This window comes from Oceanisphaera sp. (assembly GCF_048268965.1).
Lineage (GTDB): Bacteria > Pseudomonadota > Gammaproteobacteria > Enterobacterales > Aeromonadaceae > Oceanimonas.
In genome coordinates, this window is record NZ_JBLWUK010000002.1 from 170,981 (window position 1) to 195,112 (window position 24,132).

At 57.2% G+C, this 24,132-nt stretch carries 20 protein-coding genes; 18 read left to right on the forward strand and 2 right to left on the reverse strand.

Annotated features, from left to right (window positions below):
* Position 1: 1 nt before the first annotated feature.
* Positions 2-1,234 carry a porin gene (locus tag ACN0VL_RS02120; protein WP_417614465.1) on the reverse strand — a complete coding sequence of 411 codons (1,233 nt, stop codon included), beginning with the start codon at positions 1,232-1,234 and terminating at the stop codon, positions 2-4.
* A gap of 449 nt (positions 1,235-1,683) precedes the next feature.
* On the opposite strand from ACN0VL_RS02120, the gene ACN0VL_RS02125 reads away from it, so the two are divergent.
* The 4 genes from ACN0VL_RS02125 (at position 1,684) to ACN0VL_RS02140 (ending at position 7,444) form a co-directional block, all read left to right on the forward strand.
* The gene (locus ACN0VL_RS02125) at positions 1,684-3,084 is read left to right on the forward strand and encodes a VOC family protein (protein ID WP_417614466.1); all 1,401 of its coding nucleotides are present in this window, start codon (positions 1,684-1,686) and stop codon (positions 3,082-3,084) included.
* Between the two features lie 349 nt (positions 3,085-3,433).
* Positions 3,434-4,432 carry a TAXI family TRAP transporter solute-binding subunit gene (locus tag ACN0VL_RS02130; RefSeq protein WP_417614467.1) on the forward strand — a complete coding sequence of 333 codons (999 nt, stop codon included), beginning with the start codon at positions 3,434-3,436 and terminating at the stop codon, positions 4,430-4,432.
* A 69-nt stretch (positions 4,433-4,501) separates the two neighbouring features.
* Positions 4,502-6,430 carry a TRAP transporter permease gene (locus ACN0VL_RS02135; RefSeq protein ID WP_417614468.1) on the forward strand — a complete coding sequence of 643 codons (1,929 nt, stop codon included), beginning with the start codon at positions 4,502-4,504 and terminating at the stop codon, positions 6,428-6,430.
* A gap of 132 nt (positions 6,431-6,562) precedes the next feature.
* A complete protein-coding gene (locus ACN0VL_RS02140) occupies positions 6,563-7,444 on the forward strand; it encodes a LysR family transcriptional regulator (RefSeq protein WP_417614469.1) in 882 nt (293 codons plus the stop codon).
* A gap of 39 nt (positions 7,445-7,483) precedes the next feature.
* Here the strand turns inward: ACN0VL_RS02140 and ACN0VL_RS02145 are convergent, their stop codons facing one another.
* Positions 7,484-8,206 (reverse strand): ZIP family metal transporter, encoded by a 723-nt coding sequence (locus tag ACN0VL_RS02145; protein ID WP_417614470.1) that lies wholly within the window; start codon positions 8,204-8,206, stop codon positions 7,484-7,486.
* A gap of 155 nt (positions 8,207-8,361) precedes the next feature.
* On the opposite strand from ACN0VL_RS02145, the gene ACN0VL_RS02150 reads away from it, so the two are divergent.
* The 14 genes from ACN0VL_RS02150 (at position 8,362) to ACN0VL_RS02215 (ending at position 24,109) form a co-directional block, all read left to right on the forward strand.
* Positions 8,362-9,402 carry a TAXI family TRAP transporter solute-binding subunit gene (locus ACN0VL_RS02150; RefSeq protein WP_417614471.1) on the forward strand — a complete coding sequence of 347 codons (1,041 nt, stop codon included), beginning with the start codon at positions 8,362-8,364 and terminating at the stop codon, positions 9,400-9,402.
* Positions 9,403-10,116: 714 nt separating this feature from the next.
* Positions 10,117-11,013, forward strand: coding sequence for an ATP phosphoribosyltransferase (gene hisG, locus ACN0VL_RS02155; protein ID WP_417614544.1), 897 nt, complete (start codon positions 10,117-10,119; stop codon positions 11,011-11,013).
* Positions 11,014-11,016: 3 nt separating this feature from the next.
* Positions 11,017-12,309, forward strand: a complete 1,293-nt coding sequence (gene hisD, locus ACN0VL_RS02160; RefSeq protein WP_417614472.1) for a histidinol dehydrogenase — start codon at positions 11,017-11,019, stop codon at positions 12,307-12,309.
* Positions 12,306-13,364, forward strand: coding sequence for a histidinol-phosphate transaminase (gene hisC / locus ACN0VL_RS02165; protein WP_417614473.1), 1,059 nt, complete (start codon positions 12,306-12,308; stop codon positions 13,362-13,364). The genes hisD and hisC overlap by 4 nt, the downstream gene beginning before the upstream one ends.
* The gene (gene hisB, locus ACN0VL_RS02170; protein ID WP_417614474.1) at positions 13,365-14,450 is read left to right on the forward strand and encodes a bifunctional histidinol-phosphatase/imidazoleglycerol-phosphate dehydratase HisB; all 1,086 of its coding nucleotides are present in this window, start codon (positions 13,365-13,367) and stop codon (positions 14,448-14,450) included.
* A gap of 8 nt (positions 14,451-14,458) precedes the next feature.
* Positions 14,459-15,049: an imidazole glycerol phosphate synthase subunit HisH gene (hisH, locus tag ACN0VL_RS02175; RefSeq protein ID WP_417614545.1), complete on the forward strand. Its 591-nt coding sequence runs from the start codon at positions 14,459-14,461 to the stop codon at positions 15,047-15,049.
* 3 nt (positions 15,050-15,052) lie between these two features.
* Positions 15,053-15,790 (forward strand): 1-(5-phosphoribosyl)-5-[(5-phosphoribosylamino)methylideneamino]imidazole-4-carboxamide isomerase, encoded by a 738-nt coding sequence (gene hisA, locus ACN0VL_RS02180; RefSeq protein WP_417614475.1) that lies wholly within the window; start codon positions 15,053-15,055, stop codon positions 15,788-15,790.
* Positions 15,772-16,545 (forward strand): imidazole glycerol phosphate synthase subunit HisF, encoded by a 774-nt coding sequence (gene hisF / locus ACN0VL_RS02185; RefSeq protein ID WP_417614476.1) that lies wholly within the window; start codon positions 15,772-15,774, stop codon positions 16,543-16,545. The genes hisA and hisF overlap by 19 nt, the downstream gene beginning before the upstream one ends.
* On the forward strand, positions 16,538-17,182 hold the full coding sequence (hisIE, locus tag ACN0VL_RS02190) for a bifunctional phosphoribosyl-AMP cyclohydrolase/phosphoribosyl-ATP diphosphatase HisIE (protein ID WP_417614477.1): 645 nt from the start codon (positions 16,538-16,540) through the stop codon (positions 17,180-17,182). The genes hisF and hisIE overlap by 8 nt, the downstream gene beginning before the upstream one ends.
* Positions 17,183-17,878: 696 nt before the next feature.
* Complete coding sequence (gene tus, locus ACN0VL_RS02195) at positions 17,879-18,784, forward strand: DNA replication terminus site-binding protein (RefSeq protein WP_417614478.1); 906 nt, start codon at positions 17,879-17,881, stop codon at positions 18,782-18,784.
* A gap of 216 nt (positions 18,785-19,000) precedes the next feature.
* Entirely contained in the window at positions 19,001-20,191 is a 1,191-nt protein-coding gene (locus tag ACN0VL_RS02200; RefSeq protein WP_417614479.1) for an amino acid aminotransferase, read from the forward strand.
* Between the two features lie 354 nt (positions 20,192-20,545).
* The gene (locus ACN0VL_RS02205) at positions 20,546-21,886 is read left to right on the forward strand and encodes a PqiA/YebS family transporter subunit (RefSeq protein WP_417614480.1); all 1,341 of its coding nucleotides are present in this window, start codon (positions 20,546-20,548) and stop codon (positions 21,884-21,886) included.
* Positions 21,879-23,516 carry an intermembrane transport protein PqiB gene (pqiB, locus tag ACN0VL_RS02210; protein WP_417614481.1) on the forward strand — a complete coding sequence of 546 codons (1,638 nt, stop codon included), beginning with the start codon at positions 21,879-21,881 and terminating at the stop codon, positions 23,514-23,516. Before ACN0VL_RS02205 ends, pqiB begins: the two co-directional genes overlap by 8 nt.
* Positions 23,513-24,109 carry a PqiC family protein gene (locus tag ACN0VL_RS02215; protein WP_417614482.1) on the forward strand — a complete coding sequence of 199 codons (597 nt, stop codon included), beginning with the start codon at positions 23,513-23,515 and terminating at the stop codon, positions 24,107-24,109. Before pqiB ends, ACN0VL_RS02215 begins: the two co-directional genes overlap by 4 nt.
* Positions 24,110-24,132 lie beyond the last annotated feature (23 nt).

Consider the following 24,132-nt stretch of genomic DNA (forward strand, 5'->3'; position numbering starts at 1 on the left):
CCTAAAACTTGATCCGGGCACCGGCAATCAGCGCATCCACTTCATCGAGATTTTCTCCCGCCCGCTCCAGATCATAGTTGCGATAGCCCACATAGAGCTCGGTCGCCCAATCGTCGACACTCTGCACCATCTGTACCCCGACCGACTTGGCCTTGTCGCTGCGCTCTACAGCATGGTTGGCAACATGGTAGTCGGCAGACAGTGCGGTTTTACCGGCGTTAAACCACTGGTTCTGATACCCCAGCTTGCCGTAGAAGAAATTGGGATCCAGGGCATCGCTGTCCCGCTCCCCCGCCGCCAGGGTGACGCTGACTCCGCTGTTATGCAGGAAGGAAGCCGAGCCATTGACCTGGCCGCTGTTGTTTTGCTGATCCGAATAGGCCACTGCCGCCGCCAGGGTGCCCAGATCATAGTCGGCGGAATAGGTCAGTGCCGTATCCCAGGCGCTGTCTTCCACCGCACTGGCCGCCAGTTTCATACCGGCAAATGACGGGGTATCGTAACGCAGGCGGTTTCTTCGGCCCAGACCGTCCAGGTTGAGAAAGACATCGCCCACCCGGGTCATGCTCAGGTTACCGGCGCCATCACGGAACTTGATGCCCCCGGCAATATCGGCCGTCGAGGAGTAGCCCACCAGGGCTGTGCCAGACAAGTCCATTTCGGAGCTGTCTTCACTGGCGGTCCAGCCTTTACCCATCCACAGTTTGCCGAGTCGGTCGTGATCGAAATACACCTCCAGCCGGCGGTCGGAAATAATATTGTCACTATCCGACTCGTTATCCTGGCTGACCTTGGCGGTCGAATTGGACTCCAGCTGTACCTCTATGGCGGTTCCCACGGTCAGCTCGGGGCTGACATCCCCTTCACCGATCACCCGTAACCGGGTAGAAGAACTGTCGTTATCAACATGGTAGAGATCGGTTTCCTTGCCGTCATCCACCACCAGCATGGCCCGGTTCACATGACCGGAAACGGACACCCGGATCTTGTCATTACCCGAGCTGACGGCGGCCGGCGCCCTGTGGGCACTCATGGTTTCAACCTTGGTCTCCGCCGCCCGGGCCCGCGCTTCGGCATTCTGGGTTTTGGTTTCAAGCTGATCGACCCGCTCCAGCAGGGCACCCAGCTGGCGCTTGAGCTGATCCAGTTCCTGTGCATCGGTCAGGGCCAACGCGGGAGCGCTGGCCATGGCGCAGGCGATGGCCGTCGCCAGTAGTGCTTTTTGATAGGCCATGGTGATTCTCCTCTCACTTCACTGCATTCCTGGATACAGACATCCCCACCCGACGGATGAGGCGCTGTGTTTTCAAGGCATTGCATGAGGCACTATGATGCCCTCTCTTCTTGACTGGTTGTTTTTTAAACAACGCCTTACCATTAACCTTAGTCAAGCTCGGGTTGAAGCACCATTTTGTACCGCGAGAGAGTCAGCCATCGCCACACCGGCTCTTTTCATCCGGCCAGCTGCACCAGCCAGGCCGGCACCGCCTTCCCAGCTCTGCTCCCCGGCTATTATCAAGGAATGCCGGTGCTCTGCTGTTGACCTCCAGCAGATTACTCAGAGATGCCGGGTGATAACCGGTACTTTGATGCCGCCTGGCCATCATCCATTCCTTTTTGGAATGGATTCACGAACAGTTGCCGTTTGTCATGACTCATGATGTGGTATTAAGGTGCTGGGGTATGAAACCTCTTTGGTCAAAGGACATTACCATCATGGCGCTCGAACATTTTTTGCCCGCGGACGATATTCGCACTCTGTTTTCCACCTCCATGTCCCGCATGTATCAGCAGGAAGTGCCCCAGTACGGCACCCTGATGCAGCTGGTAGCCGAGGTCAACGAGCAGACTCTGGCCAATGAGCCCGGCCTGCAACAGCAATTGCATGACAACGGCGAGCTGGACCGGCTCAGCCTGGAACGCCATGGGGCCATTCGGGTGGGTACAGCGGCAGAGCTCAGCATGCTGCGCCGGGTCTTCGCTGTCATGGGTATGCACCCGGTGAGCTATTACGATCTGTCCGAAGCCGGGGTACCGGTGCACTCCACCGCCTTTCGCCCCATCGATGAAGCCTCACTCCGCCGCAATCCGTTCCGTATTTTCACCTCGCTATTGCGCCTGGAGCTGATTGAAGATGAAGCCCTTCGCGCGCGCGCGGCCGAGATACTGGCCCAGCGCGATATTTTCACGGCCAAGGCACGGGAGCTGGTCGCCCAGGCCGAGCACCAGGGTGGCTTGACGTCGGACCAGGCCCACCAGTTTGTCGCCGAAGTACTGGAGACCTTTCGCTGGCATCAACACGCCATCGTCGATTTGCCCACTTATCAGGCCCTGCAGGATGCTCACCCTCTGATTGCCGACGTGGTGTGCTTCCGTGGTCCGCACATCAATCACTTGACCCCGAGAACGCTGGACATCGACACCGTTCAGCAACAAATGCCCGCTGCCGGCATCAACCCCAAAGCGGTGATCGAAGGGCCGCCTCGTCGTCAGTGTCCCATTTTACTGCGTCAGACCAGCTTTACCGCCCTGAAAGAAACCATTCACTTTGCCGGTGAGCAAATCGGTACTCATACCGCTCGCTTCGGTGAAATCGAACAGCGCGGCATGGCGCTCACTCCCAAGGGCCGCGCCCTCTACGACGAGCTGCTGAACCGTTCGCGGCAGGCCCCGGCTCAGGCCGACAACCAGAGCCATCAGAGCCTGCTGGCCACCGCCTTCGCCGACTTCCCGGACGATGAAACCAGCCTGCGGACACAGCAACTGGGCTATTTCCGTTACAGCCTGACCGAGGCCGGTCGTCAGCAGGCCGGACAGGGTATCGCCAACGACGGGCTGGACGCCCTGATAGCTGCCGGCCTGGTACAGGCTACGCCCATCACCTATGAAGATTTTCTGCCGGTCAGCGCCGCCGGTATCTTCCAGTCCAACCTCGGCGGCACCAGCCATAAGGCCTATGCCCAGAATGCCAATCAGGCCGCTTTCGAGCAGGCCTTGGGTTGCCCGGTGACCGACGAGTTCGGTCTCTACGCCACACTGCAGGACGACTCCGCCCGTCAGGTGCTGCAGGCACTGGGCGCCTGAAGCCACCCCATGTAACTTCCGAGTACAGGTCGGGCGGCGCCCTGCAGGCCTCTCCCGACCTTGACTCGAACACCGCCACTTTCGAGTCAAAATAAACGACCATGCGATAGAGATTCGACCACTAAAACATCTGGAAATTCGCCAGTAAATGGCTAAAAACCCCACAAAAAGAAAGAGAAACAAACAATCCCGTTTTCACTTTTCATTTGATCTTAAGCGAAAAATAGTAGACCCTTCGCCTTCATTTTTCAGCCCATAACCAGGCCGGAGCACACCAGACATCAACAGTCACTGGCTGACATTGACGATGAAATGGACAGAGAGCTCGGCTGATAAGGACATTGACCCCATGAAAAAGACACTACTGACTGCCGCCACCCTGACGCTGACCACCGCCCTGATCGGCTGTGACGCCGGTGGCAGCAAAGCCAACATCGCCATCGGCCCCGCCGCCAGCACCACCCAGAAAGTTTCGCAAATGGTACTGAATGCCTACGGCATCACAGAAGGCGACTACAACGCTTATCAGGAGCGCTTTGGTGACGCTCTGGACGGCGTGCAGGATGGCAACATCGATATTTCCATGGGCATCATGGGGCTGCCAGCTGGCAGTATCGAAAGCCTGCAGGCTTCGTCCGGTGATGTCGTCATGCTGAGCCTGTCTGATGAAGTGGTCGAAAAAATCGAGAGCAGCAGCGATTACCGCCGCTTCATCATTAGCAAGGACAGCTACAAATTCCTGGACGACGACGTTCAGACCATAGCCGCCTTCGCCGTCATGATGGCCAATACCAACACCATCAACGATGAAATGGGTTACCAGCTGGCCAAGGTCATGTACGACCAGGCCGACCAGATCACCCACTCCCAGGCCAAGTTCCTGACCCTGGAGCACGCGCTCAATGGCAGTGATGCACTTAAAATCCACCCGGGTGCCAAGCGTTTCTATGAAGAGAAAGGCCTGACCGTGAACATGCCGGTAGCAGAGCTGGGCGACATCACGGCCAAGCAGGAGTTTATTCTGGGTACCGGCAGCCAGGGCGGCACCTATTACCCGCTGGGTGGTGAAATTGCCACCACCTGGAACAACAACATCCCCGGTGCCAACTTCACCAACGTAGAAACCAGTGCTTCCATCGAAAACCTGGTTCGCATCCGTGATGGCAAGATGGATCTCGGCATGTCGGTTCACGTTCCGGCCCGCAACGCCCTGGAAGGCAAGGCCGAGTTCGAAGGCACTCCAGTCGATAACGCCGCTTTCATCGGCCAGATCTACCCGGAAGTGGTGCAAATCGTCAGCCGTTCAAGCAATAAAGTGTCTTCTTTCGAGAACATCAAAGGGAACTAAAGCCCCCCGGTTTTGATTGAGGTGGGCATCCGTGTCCGCCTCTTTTTATTTGGCTAATGGATATCTGCTATGGATAACACTCAAACACCTGAAGCACTGCTAGAGAAATACGACAAAGAGTCGGCCTTCAGAAAAGATATTGGCCGCTGGGGCTGGATAGTCACCCTGTTTGCCGTTGCCCTGACCAGCTTTCACCTCTATACCGGCTACTTCGGTACCCTGCCCACCCAAAAGCAGGGCGCAGTCCACCTCGGCCTGGCGCTGGGCATGATATTCTTGCTGTATCCGGCCAGCCGGCATGGCATCAAACGCAGTGGTGTGGCCTGGTATGACGTGATTCTGGCCTTCGTCGCTACCTTCGCGGCCTATTACAAGATCCTGTTTTTCAACGAAATCCTGCAGGGCCGTATTACCGGCTACTCTAGTGTTGACTTGGCCATTTCCGTTCTCGGCGTGCTGTTTGTGCTGGAAGCGACCCGGCGTACCGTGGGTATGCCCATCGTCATCGTTGCCTCACTGGCCATTGCCTATGCCTTGTTCGGCAACTTCATCCCGACCCGTATTCTGTCTCATCCCGGCTTCGAGCTGACCGATGTGTCGGTCAGCCTGTGGTTCCGGGAAAGCGGCATCTTTGGCACTCCCATCCAGATTTCTGCCAAGTTCATCTTCCTGTTCCTGTTCTTCGGCGTGGTGCTGACCCGGACCGGCGTCGGCCAGTTCTTCAACGATCTGGCCTTTGCCTGCACCGGCCGCTTTACCGGTGGCAGCGCCAAGGCCGCGGTTATCGCCAGTGCCTTCCAGGGCATGATATCCGGCAGCTCGGTCGGCAACACGGTCGCCTCCGGCTCTTTCACCATTCCCATGATGAAGAAGGCGGGATTCAAGCCCGAATTTGCCGCCGCCAGCGAAGCCGCCGCCTCGACCGGGGGGCAGATCATGCCGCCGCTGATGGGGGCCGCCGCCTTTATCATGGTGGAGTATATCGGCGTGTCTTATGCCGAAATCATGATGGCCGCCATTATTCCCGCCATTCTCTACTTCAGCGGCATCTTCATCGGCGCCCACTTCGAAGCCAAGAGACAGGGCATTCTGGGTATTCCCAAGGATCAGCTGCCGAGCAAACTCGGACTGCTCAAGCGTCAGGGTTACATGCTGCTGCCGCTGGTGGTGGTGGTCGGCACTATTCTCGCCGGCTTCACCGCCCAGCGTGCCGCCCTGCTCGGCATTGCCGCCGCCCTGATCGTCAGCATGATCAGAAAAGAAACCCGGCTGTCACCCAAGTCGTTGCTGTCGCTGCTTGAACAGGGCGCTCGGGTGGCTCTGCCGGTGATCGCCGCCGTGGCTACCGCCGGTATCATTGCCGGCGTGGTTGGCATGACCGGCCTGGGCTCCAAGTTTGCCGCCGGCATCATCAACCTGGCCGACGGCACCCTGATCCTGGCGCTGATCTTCACCATGATCGCCTGTATCGTACTGGGCATGGGCCTGCCGACCACCGCCAACTATGTGGTGACGGCCACCATAGCGGCGCCTGCGTTGATCAACGAATTTGGCCTGGCACCCATTTCCGTGCACCTGTTCGTGTTCTACTTCGGCATAGTGGCCGACATCACCCCGCCGGTGTGTCTCGCCGCCTATGCCGGGGCCGGTATCGCCCGCGCCAACCCGATGAAAACCGGGGTGACCGCGGTCAAGCTGGCCATAGGCGCCTTTATCATTCCTTATGTGTTCGTCTATAACCCGATACTGGTAATGGTGGACGTGAACCTGCCGGAACTGATCATGGCGCTGGCCCTGGCCCTGCTGGGCATGATGGCCATCAGCAGCTCGCTGATTGGCTACTTCATTCGCCCCTCATCGATGCTGGAAAGAGGCATGCTGCTGGCCGCCGGCCTGGCCATGGTCACCCCAGGCGCCATTAGCTCAGGCTCAGGTCTGGCACTGATTGCAGTCAGCTACTGGCTGCAGCGCCAGCGTCCTGCTCTGGCTGCCGTATAAAAAACAAGGCGTGAGAGAACTCTCTCACGCCTTTCTCTTTGCCTGTCAGTCTCCCTGCTGGCTCCCACCCCATACTCAAGCTATCCAGACACAGGTATACTGGCTGTCTGGTCTCCTTTCATTAACGGTCTCATGCGCTACCTACCTTCCATTGCTGCCATGCAGTGCTTTGAAGCCGCCGCCAGGCACCTCAGTTTTACCCGCGCGGCAGATGAGCTCAGCCTTACCCAGAGTGCGGTCAGCAAGCAGGTGGCTCAGCTGGAGTCCTTCCTGAATCGCAAGCTGTTCCGGCGCGTACGCCGCTCTTTGTGCCTGACCCCGGAAGGCACCATTTATATCGGTGAAGTTCGCAAGATCCTGATTCAGCTGGAAATGTCATCCCAGTACATCATGTCCTACAACAACCACCTGGATGTGCTCAAGATAGCGACCCTGCCGACCTTCGGCACCCGCTGGCTCGCCCCCAGGCTGACAGACTTTCTCGACCGCCACCCCCATATCAACCTGAACTGCTGCGAAAAAGTCGAAACCTTCGATCTGGACAAGGAAGGCATCGACATCGCTTTTTTCTACGGTCACGGCAGCTGGCCCGGCCTGGAGTGTCACCGCTTGTTTGATGAAGAAGTGGTGCCCGCCTGCTCGCCGACGCTACTCGACAGCCAGGCTCTGGACTCGCCGATGGCACTGACCCGCTACCGACTGATGCACCTTTCAACCCGGCCCCGAGCATGGCACGACTGGTTTGCCTCCCAGAGCCTGACCACGGAATACAGCTACCAAGGCAACCACTTTGAAACCTTCCATATGCTGATCCGGGCCACCATGGCCGGCACCGGCATCGCCCTGTTGCCACGCTTGCTGATTGAGGATGAGCTTGCGCGAGGGGAACTGGTCATTCCCTGGCCCCATTCCCTGCACAGTACCAGCGGCTATTATCTGGCCTACCCGGAGCGACTGGGGGAGGTCGAAAAAGTCCGCCTGTTTGCCGACTACCTGCTACATCAACTTGAATAGCAAGCGGTGCATATCGCCGACTGTTGAATATAACGGCTGTTAACCGTGTGTGGTCAGCATGTGCCCGGCCACCCCCAGCATAAAGCCCAGCACGGCGCCCAGAGGAGGTGCCCAGTGCTTGTCCAGCACCGTTTGCGGGGCGATATCCTGAAACACCGAATATAAAATTCCACCGGCGGCAAACAGCATGATGCCCGCGACCAGCATGGGGGAGTCTGCCAGCCAGAAGTAACCGGACAAGCCCGCGACCGGCCCCAGCAAGGCCATGACGGCAAAAATAATAATGATGTTCTTGCCGTTAAAACGCCCCGATGCCCCCAGCTCACGATAGGCGCTAAAGCCTTCCGGCATGTTTTGCAATGCCATCAAGCCCGCCAGCAAGAGCGCACTGCCGGTGCCACCAATCGCCAGCGCCGCCCCCAGCGCCAGCGCCTCGGGAATAAAGTCCGACAACATGGCCGCCAACTGGCTGGCCGGGGTATTTAACTTGTACAGCAGTATATCCAGGGCCATAAAGGCGATGCCGCCGGCACCAAAGCACAGAACGGCACTGGTCAGCGACAGCTGGGCCGTACCCTCCGGCACCAGCACCAGGGCGACCGCAGACAACAAGGCGCCACCGCCAAAAGCGGCTACCGCGTGGCGAAACTCGTCTTCCAGCCAGTTGGGCCGAACATGCTGCTTGCTGCCCGCAAAGGCACCCAGCGGCATGGCCATGCCCGCCATCAGGGTCAGCCCCAGAATAATAAGAATCTCAATCATGAATACAGCTCCTCATATTTAAAATCTCCATTTGGCTCTTATTATGGCAGCTTGTGACTGCAAAGCCATGTCCTGCGGGGGATGCTTTCCCTTAGTCATTGGCTGCCGTTCACGGTAAAATAGCCGAACTGCTTGGCAAATAAGGATATTAATCAATGACGACTATGCGAGTGAACACAAGGCGGACGAAAACCAGGCGCTTGCTTGCCGCCGCCCTCACTCTCACCCTGGCCGCGGCTATCGGCGGCTGTGATGTACCAGATGACAAGGCCAATATTGCATTGGGGCCCGACTCCAGCACCACACAGCAAGTCGCGCATTTAATACTGAATGAATACGGTATTAAAGATACCGACTACCATGCTCACTCCATGCGCTTCGAAGATGCACTGGAAGGAATAGAAACTGGCAGCATCGATATTTCGATGGCCTTTCTGGGTCTGCCGACCAGCAGCATAGCGAGCCTGCAGGCCGCCACCGGTGATGTCACGCTGCTGAGCCTGTCCGATGACGTGATCACCCGGATTGAAAATAACAGTGACTATCACCGTTTTACCATTAGCAAAGACAGCTATAACTTCTTGACCAAGGACGTACACACCCTGGCCGCCTATGCGGTATTAATGGCCAACACGCACACCATTAATAACGAAATGGGTTATCAGCTGGCCAAAATCATGTATGAGAAGACCGGGCAACTTCCCCATGCCCAATCTCGGTTCATGACCCTGAACAATGCCCTGAACGGCGGTCAAAACCTGCAGATTCATCCGGGTGCCAAACGGTTTTATGAAGAGCAAGGCCTGACCGTGAACATGCCGGAAGCCTCACTGGATGGCGTATCCGCCAAACGGGAATTCATTTTTGGCACCGGCAGCCAGGGAGGTACCTATTATCCTTTAGGGGGCGAGCTGACGACCTTGTGGAATAAGCAGCTCCCCAGCATCAATATCACCAATGTTGCCACCCAGGCTTCCATTGAAAACCTGCACGGCATAGCCGAGGACAAAATCGACCTGGGGATGGCGGTGCATGTTTCTGCCTATGAAGCCCAGCAAGGTATGGGTGAATTTGCGAATGCCAAGGTAGGTAACGCCGCCTTTATTGGTCAGCTTTACCCGGAAGTCTTTCAAATCGTGGCCCGAACCGGCAACCGTGTTTCGGCTTTTACCGACATCAAGACCAGCACTCCCTAGCCGCCCCTCAAGCTGGCAATCAAGCCGGAGGCAAGCCATTTGATGCAGCCTTCGGCGCCAGCTCATCAACATTACCCAGCCCTTCGGGCAGCCATCTGCCGTCATTGTTCCCCAACACTCTCTGCATAAGTATTCTCCCGACAAACCACAGCAAGATCCTGATGCTCATCAGGATGGCGGTTCAACAAACCTCTTATACCAGCCACTACACAAGCCTCTTAAATAAAACAACAGCAGAACTAGCATCTTAGGTCGTTACAAAACATGACTTTACAACCACACCCGGGCAAGCTTCGATACATTACTCCGAATCGCAGCGAATATTTATTCACATTTACCGAAAAATGCATCATTCACCCTATAGTCGACTACTCGTCGCGTTCAGCTACCGGAGGGCACTCGCCATGAAGGGGTTGACGGTGATTATTTTATTTAAATCCGGGGTTGGCAAAACCGGTTGGGCTTGTTAATGTGAACCCAGACCCATTAGAGAGACAGGCCACCACACTCATGAACTTCCTGCACAACGCCAAGCATCACCATCATCATCCCGATTAAGCTTTCAGAATAATATTCTGGAAGGCTCAACGCTTGGCGGCTTCCAGCAGGACAGAAAACATCACCCTCGGAAGCTTTGCTCCGAGGGTTTTTTCGTTTTAACGGTTGAATAAATTTTTATTTTTAAAGTGACACAAGGAATATCACAGCATGACTCTGGACCAAACTCGTTTACGTATCGCTATTCAAAAATCTGGCCGCCTGAGCAATGAGTGCCAAAAACTGCTTAAGGGTTGTGGTGTCAAACTAAACCTGCGCGAACAGCGCCTGATTGCTCACGCAGAAAACATGCCCATCGACTTGCTGTTGGTGCGTGATGACGATATTCCGGGCCTGGTCATGGACGGTGTGGTCGACCTGGGTGTGGTGGGCGAAAACGTACTGGAAGAAACCCTGATGGAACGCCAGGCACAAGGCGAAGCCGCCGACTACAGCGTACTCAAGCGTTTGGACTTCGGTGGCTGCCGCCTGTCGCTGGCCGTATCACAAGAAGCCAACTATCAAGGCATTAAAAGCCTGGAAGGCAAGCGGATTGCGACCTCGTACCCCTGGTTGCTGAAGCGCTACATGGACAGCCAGGGCGTCAAGTTCAAGAGCGTGATGCTCAATGGCTCGGTAGAAGTGGCCCCTCGCGCCGGCCTGGCCGATGCCATTTGTGATCTGGTGTCGACCGGTGCCACCCTGGAAGCCAATGGCCTGGTAGAAGCGGATGTCATTTACCGCTCCAAGGCCGTGCTTATTCAAAGCGCCACTCCCCTGTCTGCCAGCAAGCAAGCGACTATCGACCGGTTGCTGCCGCGTATTCAGGGACTGCAACAAGCCCGTGAAAGCAAATACATCATGCTGCACGCCCCCAAGAATCGCCTGGAAGAAGTCATCGACCTGCTGCCCGGCGCCGAGCGCCCCACTATTATGTCACTGGCCGGAGAGAGCAATCAGGTTGCCATTCACATGGTGAGCAGCGAGGACATGTTCTGGGAAACCATGGAAGGTTTAAAAGCGCTGGGCGCCTCCTCTATTCTGGTGCTGCCCATCGAGAAGATGATGGAGTAAGACATGAATATTCTCGACTGGAATCAACTCGGCAACACCGAGCAAACGGCGGCCTTGCGCCGCCCCGCCCTGGCACAGAGTGGCCGCGAAGGCGTGGTGGCCGATATTATTGCCAAGGTGCGCAGCGGCGGCGATGCCGCGCTTATCGAGCTGACCCGCACCCTGGACAAGGCCGAGCGCAACACGCTGCAATTATCCGCCCGGGAGATTGATGAAGCCGCCGACCGCGTCAGTGACGAGCTGAAAGCCGCCCTTGAGCTGGCCATCAACAATATCGAAACCTTTCACCGCGCCCAGCTGCCTGTCTCCATCGAGCAGGAAACCAGCCCGGGGGTGCGCTGCGAGCTGCACTTTCAGCCCATCGAAAAAGTGGGCCTGTATGTACCCGGTGGCAGTGCGCCTTTGGTGTCGACCGTGATGATGCTGGCCATTCCGGCCCGGCTGGCCGGCTGCCAGCGGCTGGTACTCTGTTCACCGCCGCCCATCAACGACGCCATTATCTACACCGCTCGTCGCTGTGGTGTCGATGCCATTTATACCCTGGGTGGAGCGCAAGCCGTGGCCGCCATGGCCTATGGCAGCGAAACCGTCACCAAGGTGGACAAGATTTTCGGCCCGGGCAACACCTGGGTCACCGAAGCCAAGCGCCAGGTATCATCCGGCGTAGACGGGGCCGCCATCGACATGCCTGCCGGCCCGTCGGAAGTGCTGGTGATTGCCGACGAACACGCCGATGCCGACTTTATTGCCTCCGACTTATTGTCTCAGGCCGAGCACGGGCCCGACTCTCAGGTGATTTTGGTGACGCCCAGCCGGTTACTGGCCGAGCGGGTCAATATCGCGCTGGAGCAACAGCTGGCACTCTTATCCCGTGCCGACATTGCCAGCCAGGCCCTGGCCGAAAGCCGCACCTTTATTTGTACCGACCTGGAGCAAGCCGCGGTGATTTCCAACGCCTATGCTCCCGAGCATTTGATCGTGCAAACGGCCGATCCGCGCGGCCTGTTGCCAAGATTGAAAAACGCCGGTTCTATCTTCCTGGGCGCCTGGACCCCGGAGTCGGTGGGTGATTACGCCAGTGGCACCAATCACACCCTGCCGACCTACGGCTATTCCCGCACCTACTCCAGCCTGGGGATTGCCGATTACCAGCGCCGCTTTACCGTGCAGGAGCTGACGCCGGCCGGCCTGCAGGCCATAGGCCCGGCGGTGGAGTTACTGGCAGCCACCGAAACCCTGGATGCCCATAAAAATGCGGTAAGCCTGCGGCTTGCCAAACTGGAGAAACAAGCATGAGCGTGACACAATTAGCGCGCAAACAAGTACAGGCGCTCACCCCTTATCAGTCGGCACGACGCATTGGCGGCCAGGGCCACATCTGGCTCAATGCCAACGAGGCGGCAGACAGCGGCGAGTACCAGCTGGACTGCTCGCGCCTTAACCGTTACCCCGAGTGTCAGCCACCCCAGGTGGTCAATGCCTATGCCGCCTATGCCGGCGTCGGCCCGGATCACATATTGGTGACCCGGGGCGGTGACGAAGGCATAGAGCTGCTCATTCGCACCTTTTGCGAGCCGGGCCAAGACAACATAGTGCTCTGTTCGCCCACTTACGGCATGTATGCCATCAGTGCCGAAACCAACGGCGTGGGCATTATCGATGTGCCCCTCAACAGCGAGCGCCAGCCCGACTTCGACGGCATTATTGCCAAACTCGACAACGCCAAAATCGTGTTCCTGTGCTCACCCAACAACCCCACCGGCGATCTGGTTGACAGCAAGGGCCTGTGCCGCTTGCTGGAGGCCGCCGAGGGCCGCGCCCTGGTGGTGGTTGACGAGGCCTACATCGAATTTTGTCCCGAATTCAGTCAGGCCAGCTTGTTGGCCGACTATCCGCAGCTGGTATTGATCCGCACCCTGTCCAAAGCCTTTGGCCTGGCGGGGCTGCGCTGTGGCTTTACCCTGGCCAACCCGGAGGTAATCGGCTTGCTGCTCAAGGTGATTGCCCCCTACCCCATTCCCGAGCCGGTGGCGCAAATTGCCGCTCAGGCATTAAGCGAGCAGGGTCTGGCCACCATGCGTGCCCGGGTAGCCGACATCAACCAGCTAAAAGCGAGCCTGGCCGAGCAATTGCGCCAGCACGCTCAGGTTAAAGAAGTGTTTGCCCCCAACGGCAACTATTTACTGGTGCGTTTCCGCCAGGGCGCGGCCTTGTTTTCGCGCATGGCCAAGGCCGGTATTATTTTACGCGACTTTGCCAGCCGGCCCGGACTGGCGGACTGCATTCGGATCACCATCGGCAACCAGGCCGAGATGGACGCGGTACTCGACGTACTGCAACAGGAGCAATAAGTGACTAAGGAACGTATTTTATTCATCGACCGCGACGGCACCATGGTAGAAGAGCCGGCGATTGACAAGCAGCTGGACCGCCTCGACAAGCTGGCGTTTTTGCCCGGCGTGATCCCGGCGCTGCTTAAGTTACAGGATGCCGGCTACAAGCTGGTAATGGTGACCAACCAGGACGGCCTGGGCACCGACAGCTTCCCGCAGGAAGACTTTGATGCCCCCCATAACCTGATGATGCAGATTCTCACCTCGCAAGGGGTGCAGTTTCAGGACGTATTGGTGTGCCCGCACTTTCAGGAAGACGACTGTGCCTGCCGCAAGCCGCGCCTGGGACTGGTCAAAGACTATCTGCAAGCCGGTCGCATCGACTTTACTGACTCCTGGGTGATTGGCGATCGCCAAACCGACATTCAGCTGGCGGAAAACATGGGACTACCCGGCCTGCACTATGGCCACGGTGATGTCGGCCAGGAAAAGCTGGGTTGGCCACAAATAGTGGCACGACTGTTAAGTCGTGGGCGCACCGCCGCCGTGACGCGCACCACCAAAGAAACCGATATTCGTATTTCACTGGATCTCGACACCCAGGGCGGCAGCCAGATCCACACCGGTCTGAACTTTTTTGACCACATGCTGGATCAAATTGCCACCCACGGCGGCTTTCAACTCAATGTTCAGGTGGACGGTGACCTGCACATTGACGATCACCACACGGTAGAAGATACCGCCCTGGCACTGGGTGAAGCCCTGCGCAAGGCGCTGGGCAACAAGCGGGGCATCGGCCGCTTTGGCTTCGTGCTGCCCATGGATGAATGTGAAGCCGCCGTAACCCTGGACTTGTCCGGCCGCCCCTACATGAAGTTTGAAGGCGAGTTCCGCCAGGACAAGGTCGGTGACATGTCGGTGGAAATGGTGCCGCACTTCTTCCGCTCGCTCAGCGACAGTCTGGCCGCCAACATTCACCTAAAAGTGACCGGCGATAACACCCACCACATGGTGGAAAGCACCTTCAAAAGCTTTGGCCGCGCCCTGCGCCAGGCCCTGAAAGTGGAAGGCAACGAACTGCCTTCCAGCAAGGGGGTATTGTGAGTCAATCGATCAAGGTCGCCATTATCGACACCGGTTGTGCCAACCTGTCCTCGGTGCGCTATGCCATAGAGCGCCTCGGCTACAAGGTGACCGTCAGCAAGGATCACGACGTGCTGCTGGCCGCCGACAAACTGCTGTTGCCCGGCGTGGGCACGGCCCGCGAGGCCATGAAAAACCTGGCCGAGCGTAACCTGATTGAGCTTATCGGTCAGTTGCAGCAGCCGGTGCTGGGCATCTGTTTGGGCATGCAAATGCTGGTCAGCCACTCGGCAGAAGGCGATGTAGACTGCCTGGGGCTGATCAACGCCAGCTGCGATCACCTGGAAGCCAGCGAAGGCGTACGCTTGCCGCACATGGGCTGGAACCAAATTACCCCCATGCCCGGCAACCCGTTGTTTAAAGATATTCCCGAGGGCAGCTTCTTCTACTTTGTGCACTCTTATGCGGTGCCGGTAGGCGAATACACCCTGGCCAGCAGTCACCACGGGCAAGCCTTTAGTGCCGCCATTGCTCGGGCCAACTTCTTTGGCGTGCAATTTCACCCGGAACGTTCGGGTGCGGCGGGTGCACAACTGTTGAAAAATTTCCTGGAGCTGTAATAGATGATAATTCCTGCCATAGATCTGATCGGTGGTAAGGTGGTGCGCCTGTATCAGGGCGACTACCAGCAAAAAACCGAATATACCGCCTCGGCACAAGAGCGGTTCGACCTCTACGTGGCCGAAGGCGCCACCCAGCTGCACCTGGTTGATCTGGACGGCGCCAAAGACAGCAGTCGGCGCCAGCTGGATGTGATCCGGAGTCTGATTGCCAACACCCGGGCACCCGTGCAAATTGGCGGCGGCATTCGTACCGAGCAAGACGTTAAAGACCTGCTCGACATCGGCGCCCAGCGGGTCGTCATTGGCTCCACCGCGGTGAAAAACCCGGAAATGGTGGTCGGCTGGCTAAAGCAATACGGCCCCGACCGCATCGTGCTGGCGCTGGACATCAACATTACTGCCGACGGTGAAAAGAAAATCGCCATTGCCGGCTGGCAGGAAGACAGCGGCATCACCATTGAAGCCCTGCTCGAACACTACCTGCCCGCCGGTTTGTGCCATGTATTGTGTACCGACATTTCCAAAGACGGCACCCTGACCGGCTCCAACGTGGCCTTGTATCGTGAACTGGCGGCCCGCTACCCCACTATTTTGTGGCAGGCCTCCGGCGGTATCGGCAACATAGACGACGTAGACGCGCTTAAGAATACCGGCGTGGCCGGCGTGATCCTGGGTCGCTCTTTGCTGGAAGGTAAATTCACCGTGGCGGAGGCAATTTCATGCTGGCAAGACGCATAATTCCGTGTCTGGACGTCAAAGACGGGCAGGTGGTCAAGGGCGTTAAGTTTCGTAACCACGAAATTATTGGCGATATAGTGCCACTGGCGCAGCGCTACGCCGCCGAAGGAGCCGATGAGCTGGTGTTTTATGATATTACCGCCAGCAGCCAGGATCGGGTGGTCGACAAGAGCTGGGTGAGCCGCGTGGCCGAGGTGATCGACATTCCCTTCTGTGTGGCCGGTGGTATCAAGTCCGTCGCCGATGCGGCGCAGATCCTGGAGTTTGGTGCCGACAAGATCTCGATCAACTCCCCGGCGCTCAGCAATCCGGCGTTGATCACCGAGCTGGCCGACACCTTTGGCGTGCAGTGCATCGTGGTGGGCATCGACTCTTACTTTGACGCAGCCAGCGGCGCCTATCAGGTACATCAGTTTACCGGTGACGAAAGCCGCACTCAGGTCACCCAGTGGAGCACCCTGGACTGGGTTGAAGAAGTACAGCGCCGCGGTGCCGGTGAAATTGTACTGAACGTCATGAACCAGGATGGCGTGCGCCAGGGCTACGATCTTGAGCAGCTACTGAAAGTACGCGCCATCTGTAATGTGCCGCTGATTGCCTCGGGCGGTGCCGGTGAAATGTCGCACTTTAAAGATGCCTTTTTGCAGGCCGATGTCGACGGCGCGCTGGCCGCGTCGGTATTTCACAAAGGCATCATCAACATTGGTGAGCTGAAGCAGTATTTAAGACAAGAAGGAATCGTTATTCGTGACTGACAGCAACAAGCCAGATAGCAACAAGTTCAGCCCGGAGCAGCTGGATTGGGATAAAGTCGACGGTCTGATGCCGGTTGTGGTGCAAGACAATCGCAGCGGCCGCGTGCTCATGCTGGGCTATATGAACCAGGAGGCCCTCGCCCACACCCTGGCCAGCAAGCAGGTCACCTTTTTCAGTCGCACCAAGAATCGGCTGTGGACCAAGGGCGAAAGCTCGGGTCATTTTCTGCAGTTAACCGACATCAGCACCGACTGCGACAACGACACCCTGCTGGCCCTGGTGGAGCCTATCGGCCCCACCTGTCATTTGGGTAATGTGTCTTGTTTTAACGAGCAAACCCTGCCCGACCTGGCATTTTTGGCCGAGCTTGAGCAGGTGGTGGCCAGCCGCAAGGGGGCCGATCCCAAGTCGAGCTATACCGCCAGCCTGTATGCCAGCGGCACCAAGCGCATTGCACAAAAGGTGGGTGAAGAAGGAGTAGAAACCGCCCTCGCCGCCACCGTGCATGATCATGACGAGCTGGTTAACGAGTCGGCAGACTTGTTGTACCACCTGACGGTGCTGCTGCAACAGGAAGGCCTGCAGCTAAGCGACGTGATTGCCAAACTGCAAGCGCGCCACCAGCTAAAACCATAAACCAAGCGGTATCTAATCGTAGGGTCGAATTCATTCGACCGCTTTAAAGGCGTGCCGCTGTGTGGGATCGAATACTTTTTATGTAAAGCATGGCCCCTACAAAAAACATCGGTTTCTGATTATTAATAGCTACCTCTATATGTGCTCCCATCGCTTTTCGTGGGAGCATTTTTTTAGCCGCCCTTCTCATTCATCACCCGTTACGCTTCAGGCTCCATGTCGTCTGTTGCTTTGGCCGCGCTGTCCCGCCTCAGTCGCATTTAAAAAGCATCCTGCTCCGCAGGCCCGGCAGCTAAAGCACCGGCTACAAAACACCCCCTTCCTCTTGAATCTCTGATTTTCGTTTTTGGCTTTATACAAGCACGACCTAAACTTCGCCACTAGCCACATTATGTCAAATATAAACCAGACAAGCGGCGCCCAACCTGCTCTTGCCACCCGCAATACCCCGTCACCCTCGCGAAGGAACGTCTCCCCCGCGGGGACGGGGACGGGGGTCCAGTGACCTTGCGAGCGACACTAGGGCTGACCGTGCTGTGCCACCTGCCCTGGATTCCCGTCTGCACGGGAATGACGGCAGATCAGCAGCTGTTATGCGGGCTGCTTAGCTACGTCCGCAAATGTGTTAAATCGACTTGCCGTTGTGTGGCCGGGCTGCTAACTTAATGAACAAACCTTGTATGTTGGCATAATGACATGTTTACACTGGCAGCACGTTTAACGCAGACCTTTACCGAGCTGGAGCTCGCCATGGCGGAGTTAACCCAGCGGGTAACCGAGCTGGCTAACAGCACCGATATTCTGGCTGGCTGCTTTTCGCTGCCGGCGGTGGCCACCGGCGACGAGCACGACCCGGTTTCGCACATCAGCGTCAGTCCCCTGGAGGGGGACGAGGCCATAACGGCGGCCTTGAACGGCTTTCGGCAATGGTTTATTCAGCCGAACTGTTCGGCCAAGGCCAGCTTTCGGCTTCCCGGCTATCTGGTGTTGCCTGCCAGTACCCAGCCTGAGCTGCGCGCCCTTATCGAGCGAATAAACAACCTGAAAAGCCAGTTCAAGGCGCAGGTACAAGAAGCGGGCAGTCGCGACCAAAAATTTGCGCTGGTGCACGACACCCTGCCCGGTCTGATCACCCTGCAGGTGTATCGCCATTTGGTGCTGTTACCTCATGCGGTCTCCCGGCTGGGCTTTACCTGGGCCAACAAGCAGATTATTCAGAAGATAGATAAAGACGCCCTGGTGCAACAACTCACCGATGCCCGTTTGTCACCGCCGCCACTCACGGATCCCCAAACCTGGCTGCAATGCGTAGACAGAGAAATTTATGACGTAAAGCGACTGCCCGCCAACGTAGAGCTGCGCCTGCGCCGGCCCGTAAAAACCCACCCCATGGTAAATGTTCGCTGGCAGGAAGAACTCACCCCGCGCCAGCAACAGGTGAAAGCGCACCTGCCCTTGCTGTTGTGTCAGGATGAACTGCCCGCCATTACCCCGCTGGGCAACTACCCGCCAGAAAAGGTACGCAAACGTCGCGCCGCCGCCATTACCGATGAGCCGCTGATCCCGCGATTGCATATTTACCCATATCAACCGCGCAAGTGACCGTGAGGGGTGAGGATAAAGGGTAAGAGACGTACAGAAAATCGGTTGTTGGCCTGGTGTTCTTTCTCTCGCTCCCCCCTTTCACGGGTCCAGGTGTGCCCTGCCCACAAAAGGTCTGGCCAGTGTGAGTGTTAAAAGCCGTTTTTTAATGGCGGCGCAAGTGATATAAATAGAGGGGTCACCTAACACCCTTAACGACAAGGATTGAATAGCATTATGTTTGAGAAAGTCACCGCTGCACCGGCCGACCCAATTTTGGGCCTGACTGACACTTTTCGTAACGATCCTCGTACCAATAAAATCAACTTGGGCGTAGGTATCTATAAAGACGAAGCGGGCCAGACCCCGGTACTGCGCTGTGTAAAAAAAGCCGAAGCCCGTTTGGTGGAAGAGCAAACCACCAAAAACTATCTCAGCATAGAAGGCGTAGCAGCCTATGCCAAGGTAGTACAAAAGCTGCTGTTTGGTGAAAATGCCTCCATTATCGCCGAGCAACGTGCACGCACCGCACAGTCTCCAGGCGGCACGGGTGCCCTGCGCATTGCCGGTGAGTTTATCGCCCGCCAGCTGGACACCAACACCATCTGGCTTTCCAACCCTACCTGGGCCAACCACAGAGCCGTGTTTACTGCCTCTGGCCTGGAAGTAAAAGAGTACGGTTACTATAACGCCGACGCCAAAGACCTCGACTTTGACGCCATGCTGGCGGACCTGGCCCAGGCCAAAGCCGGCGATGTCGTACTGCTGCACGGTTGCTGCCATAACCCCACCGGCATAGATCCTACGCCTGCCCAGTGGGAACAACTGGCCAAGCTGTCTGCCGAAAAAGGCTGGTTGCCGCTGTTCGACTTCGCCTATCAGGGCTTTGGTCAGGGCATAGACGAAGACGCCTACGGCCTGCGCGTATTTGCCGAGCACAACGTGGAACTGCTGATCGCCAGCTCTTTCTCCAAGAACTTTGGCATGTATAACGAACGTGTGGGCGCGTTTACTCTGGTCGCCAAAGACGCCGACACCGCCAACACCTCGTTCAGCCAGGTGAAAGGCATTATTCGCTCGATTTACTCCAACCCACCCGCCCACGGTGCCAACGTTATCGCGCTGATTGCCGATGACCAGGAGCTGTATGCAGACTGGTTGCAGGAACTGGCCGAAATGCGCGATCGCATTCAGGAAATGCGTACCCTGTTTGTAGAAAAGCTGGCCAGCCGTGGCGTCAGTAAAGACTTCAGCTTTATTGCCCGCCAAAACGGCATGTTCTCGTTTTCCGGCCTCACCAAAGAACAGGTTGAGCGACTGAAAGACGAGTTTGGCATCTACATTGTTGGCTCGGGCCGCATTAGCGTGGCCGGCATTACCAAGTCGAACATAGACGCCTTGTGTGACGCCATCGCCGCCATCGTTTAAGCGCCGCCGAATAGCAAAAACCCCGCTCTGCGGGGTTTTTTATTGCCAGTCACAACGGGGTGAAGAGTGAAGAGTGAAGAGATAAAGATAGCGCCCGGCATTGGCTTTATGTAGGGTCGAATTCATTCGACCAAAACCCTGGCACGGCCTAAGCGGTCTGATACTTGTACCTAAAATAAGTCGACCTTACGATTATCTAAATTGTTGTGTTAAATCGCCTACGGCTTACCTATGCCCGTGGCGAAAAAGCCTTTGGGCTTTCCTTGCCGTGCAATTGAATGAACGGCTAAAACTGTCGTATTATCAGTCACTCATTGCTAGTATCCCAATACGACTTCCATTGGTTGAACCTCATTGCCAACACACGTCACCGCACATCACAAAGCGCCTGCTAAACCGGTTTCCCGCCGGCGGCTGCGAATATGTCACGAATGTGACTTGTTGCTAGCGCTGCCTCGCCTTAAAACCGGCGAAAAGGCGGTGTGCCCGCGTTGTGAACATACCCTGGTGCGGCGACACTCCAATCCGGCCGAGCGCAGCTTGGCACTGGCGGTGGCCACCCTTATTCTGCTGGCGCTGTCGGTGGCCTTTCCCTTTTTAAGCTTCGATATCAGCGGCATTGGCAATCGCATCGAGTTAACCGAAACCGCCTCAACCCTCATCGGGTTGCATCAGCCGCTGGTGGCCCTGTGCGTGCTGCTCACCGTTATCATATTGCCCGCCGTCTACCTGTTGAGTCTGGTCTGGCTGTGCGTGGGCATCACCCTCGGCCAGCCCTTGCCCCGCAGCCGACAAATGGCTCGCACCCTGGGCTACATCACCCCCTGGATGATGGCGGACGTGTTTGTCATTGGTACCCTGGTCAGCCTGATCAAGATTATCGGCATGGCCGACATAGAGCTGGGCATGTCGTTCTGGACCTTTTGCGCCTACGCGCTGCTACTCTTGCTGACCACCCAGTCGGTCGACCGCGACTGGCTGTGGCTCTATCTTGATCCCGAGCCCAAGGCCCCGCCAGAGGGCGAGCTGGGCGTGTCGGCCTCACAGCAGGGATTGGCAGGCTGCAACACCTGTGGCCTGGTGAACAAGCTGTCCGACAACGGCCGGCCCCGCTGCTTGCGTTGCGACGAGCCGTTGCATCCCTACACTGGCGTGAATAATCAGGCGACCCTGGCCCTGCTGGTCGCGTCCATGCTCTTGTATATACCGGCCAACCTGTACCCCATCATGATCACCACCTCGCTGGGCGACACTCAGCCTGCCACCATCATAGGGGGCGTGCTGCTGTTTTTTCAGCATGGTGACTGGCCCATCGCCATGATCATCTTAACCGCCAGCGTTCTGGTGCCGGTCAGTAAAATGCTCGCCCTGCTCTGGTTGTGCTACATAGTGCGTCAACCCAAAACCACCCTCAGCCAGCTCAGCCGGGTGCGTTTGTATCGCATCACCGAGTTTATTGGCCGTTGGTCCATGGTGGATGTCTTTGTGGTGGCCATTCTGGTGGCGCTGATCCGTAACGGCTCGCTGATGTCCATTGAACCGGGTGCCGGCGCCTTGTCGTTTACCGCGGTGGTGGTACTCACCATGCTGGCCGCCATTATGTTTGATCCGCGCAGCATCTGGCAGTCGGCAGCCCATCTGCCTCCTGTTTCAACGTCTAACGTCACTTCGCCTAAGGAAAATCATCATGTCTGACCCCCAGCGCGCCACGCGCCGGATCCAGCGCTCTCTTTCTCCGGTTTGGATAGTGCCTTTGGTTGCCGTCCTCATTGGCGCCTGGATGATTTACGACAACCTCAGCCGCCTCGGCCCTTCCATTATCCTGGTAATGGACAATGCCGAAGGCATAGAAGCCGGCAAAACCCTGATTAAAACCCGCAACGTAGAAGTGGGCCGGGTCGAAAAGGTGAGCTTGTCGGACGATCTGAGCCATGCAGAAATAGTGGCCCGCATGAGCCCTCAAGCGGCAGACATGCTGAACAAGGAAACGCAATTCTGGGTGGTCAAGCCACGCATTGGCCGTGAAGGGGTCAGCGGTTTGGGCACTGTGTTATCCGGAGCCTACATACAGCTGCAACCGGGCAACAGCCCAGAGCCGCTCGAAGTCTTTGAGGTACTGAATAACCCGCCGGTTGCCCCCGCAGATGCCCCCGGGCTGCGCATTAACCTGGTCAGTCAGGTAGGCAACGCCATTACCACCGGCGACCCCGTTACCTACCAGGGCTACACGGTAGGCCGGGTAGAAAACAGCCATTTTGATCCCGAAAAGCGCGAAATGCGCCACCGGCTGTACATTCAATCGCCTTACGAAGTCCTGGTGACCACTACCACCCGCTTCTGGACCGCCTCCGGGCTGGATCTGCGTCTGGACTCGGAAGGCTTTCGCGTGAATGTAGCCTCGCTGGAGTCCTTGATAGGGGGTGGCATTACCTTTGGCGTGCCCAATAATGCCTCCATGGGCCGCCAGGCCAAAGAAGGCGCCAACTATGTGCTGTTCAATGATGAAGACAGCGCCAAGGAAGGTCGTTACAGCGACTACCTTGAATATGTGCTGTTGGTTGACGATACGGTGCGCGGCCTGAGCAATAATGCCCCCGTTGAATACAGAGGCGTGCGCATTGGGACCGTGGTCAGCGTCCCCTGGAACTTTACGGCTCCCCAACCCGACTCCTTGAGCCGCTTTGCCATTCCCATCCTTATTCGTATCGAGCCCCAACGGTTCGACGACACCGAGCAGGAGCTCGATTTAGACGAGTGGCAACAGCGGCTAAACCGGATGTTCAGCCATGGCTTGCGTGCCTCCCTTAAGGCCGGTAACCTGCTGACCGGTGCCCTGTTTGTCGACCTTAACTTCTACAAGGATGCCGCACCGTTTCAACACATGACCTTTGCCAGCAAGTCGGTGTTTCCCACCACCTCGGGGGGCTTTGCCCAAATTGAACAGAAGGTTTCCAACCTGCTCGACAAGCTGAACAACCTGAAAATCGAGCCCATACTGGATACCCTGAACAGCACCCTGGCCAGTACCCAGCAAACCATGAGCAAGGTCAACGAGATTGCCGCTTCGGTCGACAAGCTGCTTACCGACCCCGCCACCGAGCAGTTACCGGCCAACGTCAACAACACCATGCGTCAGCTGCGCGATACCCTGCAAGGGTTTGCCCCCGACTCGGCTGGCTATAACGAGCTGACGCAAACGCTGTCGCGACTGGAAAAACTGATGCGAGATCTGCAGCCTGTTATTCGTACCCTGAGCGATCAACCCAATGCTCTGATTTTTGATAAAAAGTTAACGGAAGATCCACAACCGAGGGCCAACAAATGAACATAATGTCTCCTGCCCGCCCCGTCCTGTTCGCCAGTGTGCTGCTGGCATCCTTATGGGGGTTGGCTGGCTGCGCCGGCAGCAACCCCGGCCCTGCCAGCTATGTGTTGCCGGCCTCGGCGCCGGAGCAGCAGTATGCCAATGCCATGGCCGTCAAGGTGGCGCCGGTACGCCTGGCTGGCCACCTGGACAGCGAAGGCATAGTGATGCAATTGAATGACATAGAGGTGTATCAGGCCCGCCAGCACCTGTGGGCCGAAGATATTGGCCGACAGTTACAGCAGCAACTGCAACAGCGCCTGGCCCTGACTCTGCCTCAGGCTCACGTCGTCAGCCAGGGGCAGCCCTTGCAAGCCGGCGTGCCGGTGCGCGACATTCGGGTGTTTGTCAGTCGTTTTCAGGGGCATTATCAGGGGGGTGCCATTGCCGAAGGCCAATGGCAATTGTTGGATGGCAGCGGCAGAGTGCTTAAACAAGCCCGCTTCAACATTGAGCAGCCGCTCGCCGATGATGGCTACCCCGCGCTGGTACGCGCACTGGGTAGCGCCTGGGATACTTTGGCCGATCAACTGGCGGCCGAACTCGTTCGCTAAGGCGGCCGTGATCAAACAAAGGG

Bases quoted from the DNA above. Each gene is read 5' to 3' on its own strand.
- hisF (WP_417614476.1), top strand. From the start codon at position 15,772: ATGCTGGCAAGACGCATAATTCCGTGTCTGGACGTCAAAGACGGGCAG.
- hisA (WP_417614475.1), top strand. From the start codon at position 15,053: ATGATAATTCCTGCCATAGATCTGATCGGTGGTAAGGTGGTGCGCCTG.
- hisC (WP_417614473.1), top strand. From the start codon at position 12,306: ATGAGCGTGACACAATTAGCGCGCAAACAAGTACAGGCGCTCACCCCT.
- ACN0VL_RS02145 (WP_417614470.1), bottom strand. From the start codon at position 8,206: ATGATTGAGATTCTTATTATTCTGGGGCTGACCCTGATGGCGGGCATG.
- ACN0VL_RS02125 (WP_417614466.1), top strand. From the start codon at position 1,684: ATGAAACCTCTTTGGTCAAAGGACATTACCATCATGGCGCTCGAACAT.
- ACN0VL_RS02150 (WP_417614471.1), top strand. From the start codon at position 8,362: ATGACGACTATGCGAGTGAACACAAGGCGGACGAAAACCAGGCGCTTG.
- pqiB (WP_417614481.1), top strand. From the start codon at position 21,879: ATGTCTGACCCCCAGCGCGCCACGCGCCGGATCCAGCGCTCTCTTTCT.
- ACN0VL_RS02215 (WP_417614482.1), top strand. From the start codon at position 23,513: ATGAACATAATGTCTCCTGCCCGCCCCGTCCTGTTCGCCAGTGTGCTG.
- hisD (WP_417614472.1), top strand. From the start codon at position 11,017: ATGAATATTCTCGACTGGAATCAACTCGGCAACACCGAGCAAACGGCG.
- ACN0VL_RS02120 (WP_417614465.1), bottom strand. From the start codon at position 1,234: ATGGCCTATCAAAAAGCACTACTGGCGACGGCCATCGCCTGCGCCATG.
- tus (WP_417614478.1), top strand. From the start codon at position 17,879: ATGTTTACACTGGCAGCACGTTTAACGCAGACCTTTACCGAGCTGGAG.
- ACN0VL_RS02200 (WP_417614479.1), top strand. From the start codon at position 19,001: ATGTTTGAGAAAGTCACCGCTGCACCGGCCGACCCAATTTTGGGCCTG.
- ACN0VL_RS02130 (WP_417614467.1), top strand. From the start codon at position 3,434: ATGAAAAAGACACTACTGACTGCCGCCACCCTGACGCTGACCACCGCC.
- ACN0VL_RS02135 (WP_417614468.1), top strand. From the start codon at position 4,502: ATGGATAACACTCAAACACCTGAAGCACTGCTAGAGAAATACGACAAA.
- ACN0VL_RS02140 (WP_417614469.1), top strand. From the start codon at position 6,563: ATGCGCTACCTACCTTCCATTGCTGCCATGCAGTGCTTTGAAGCCGCC.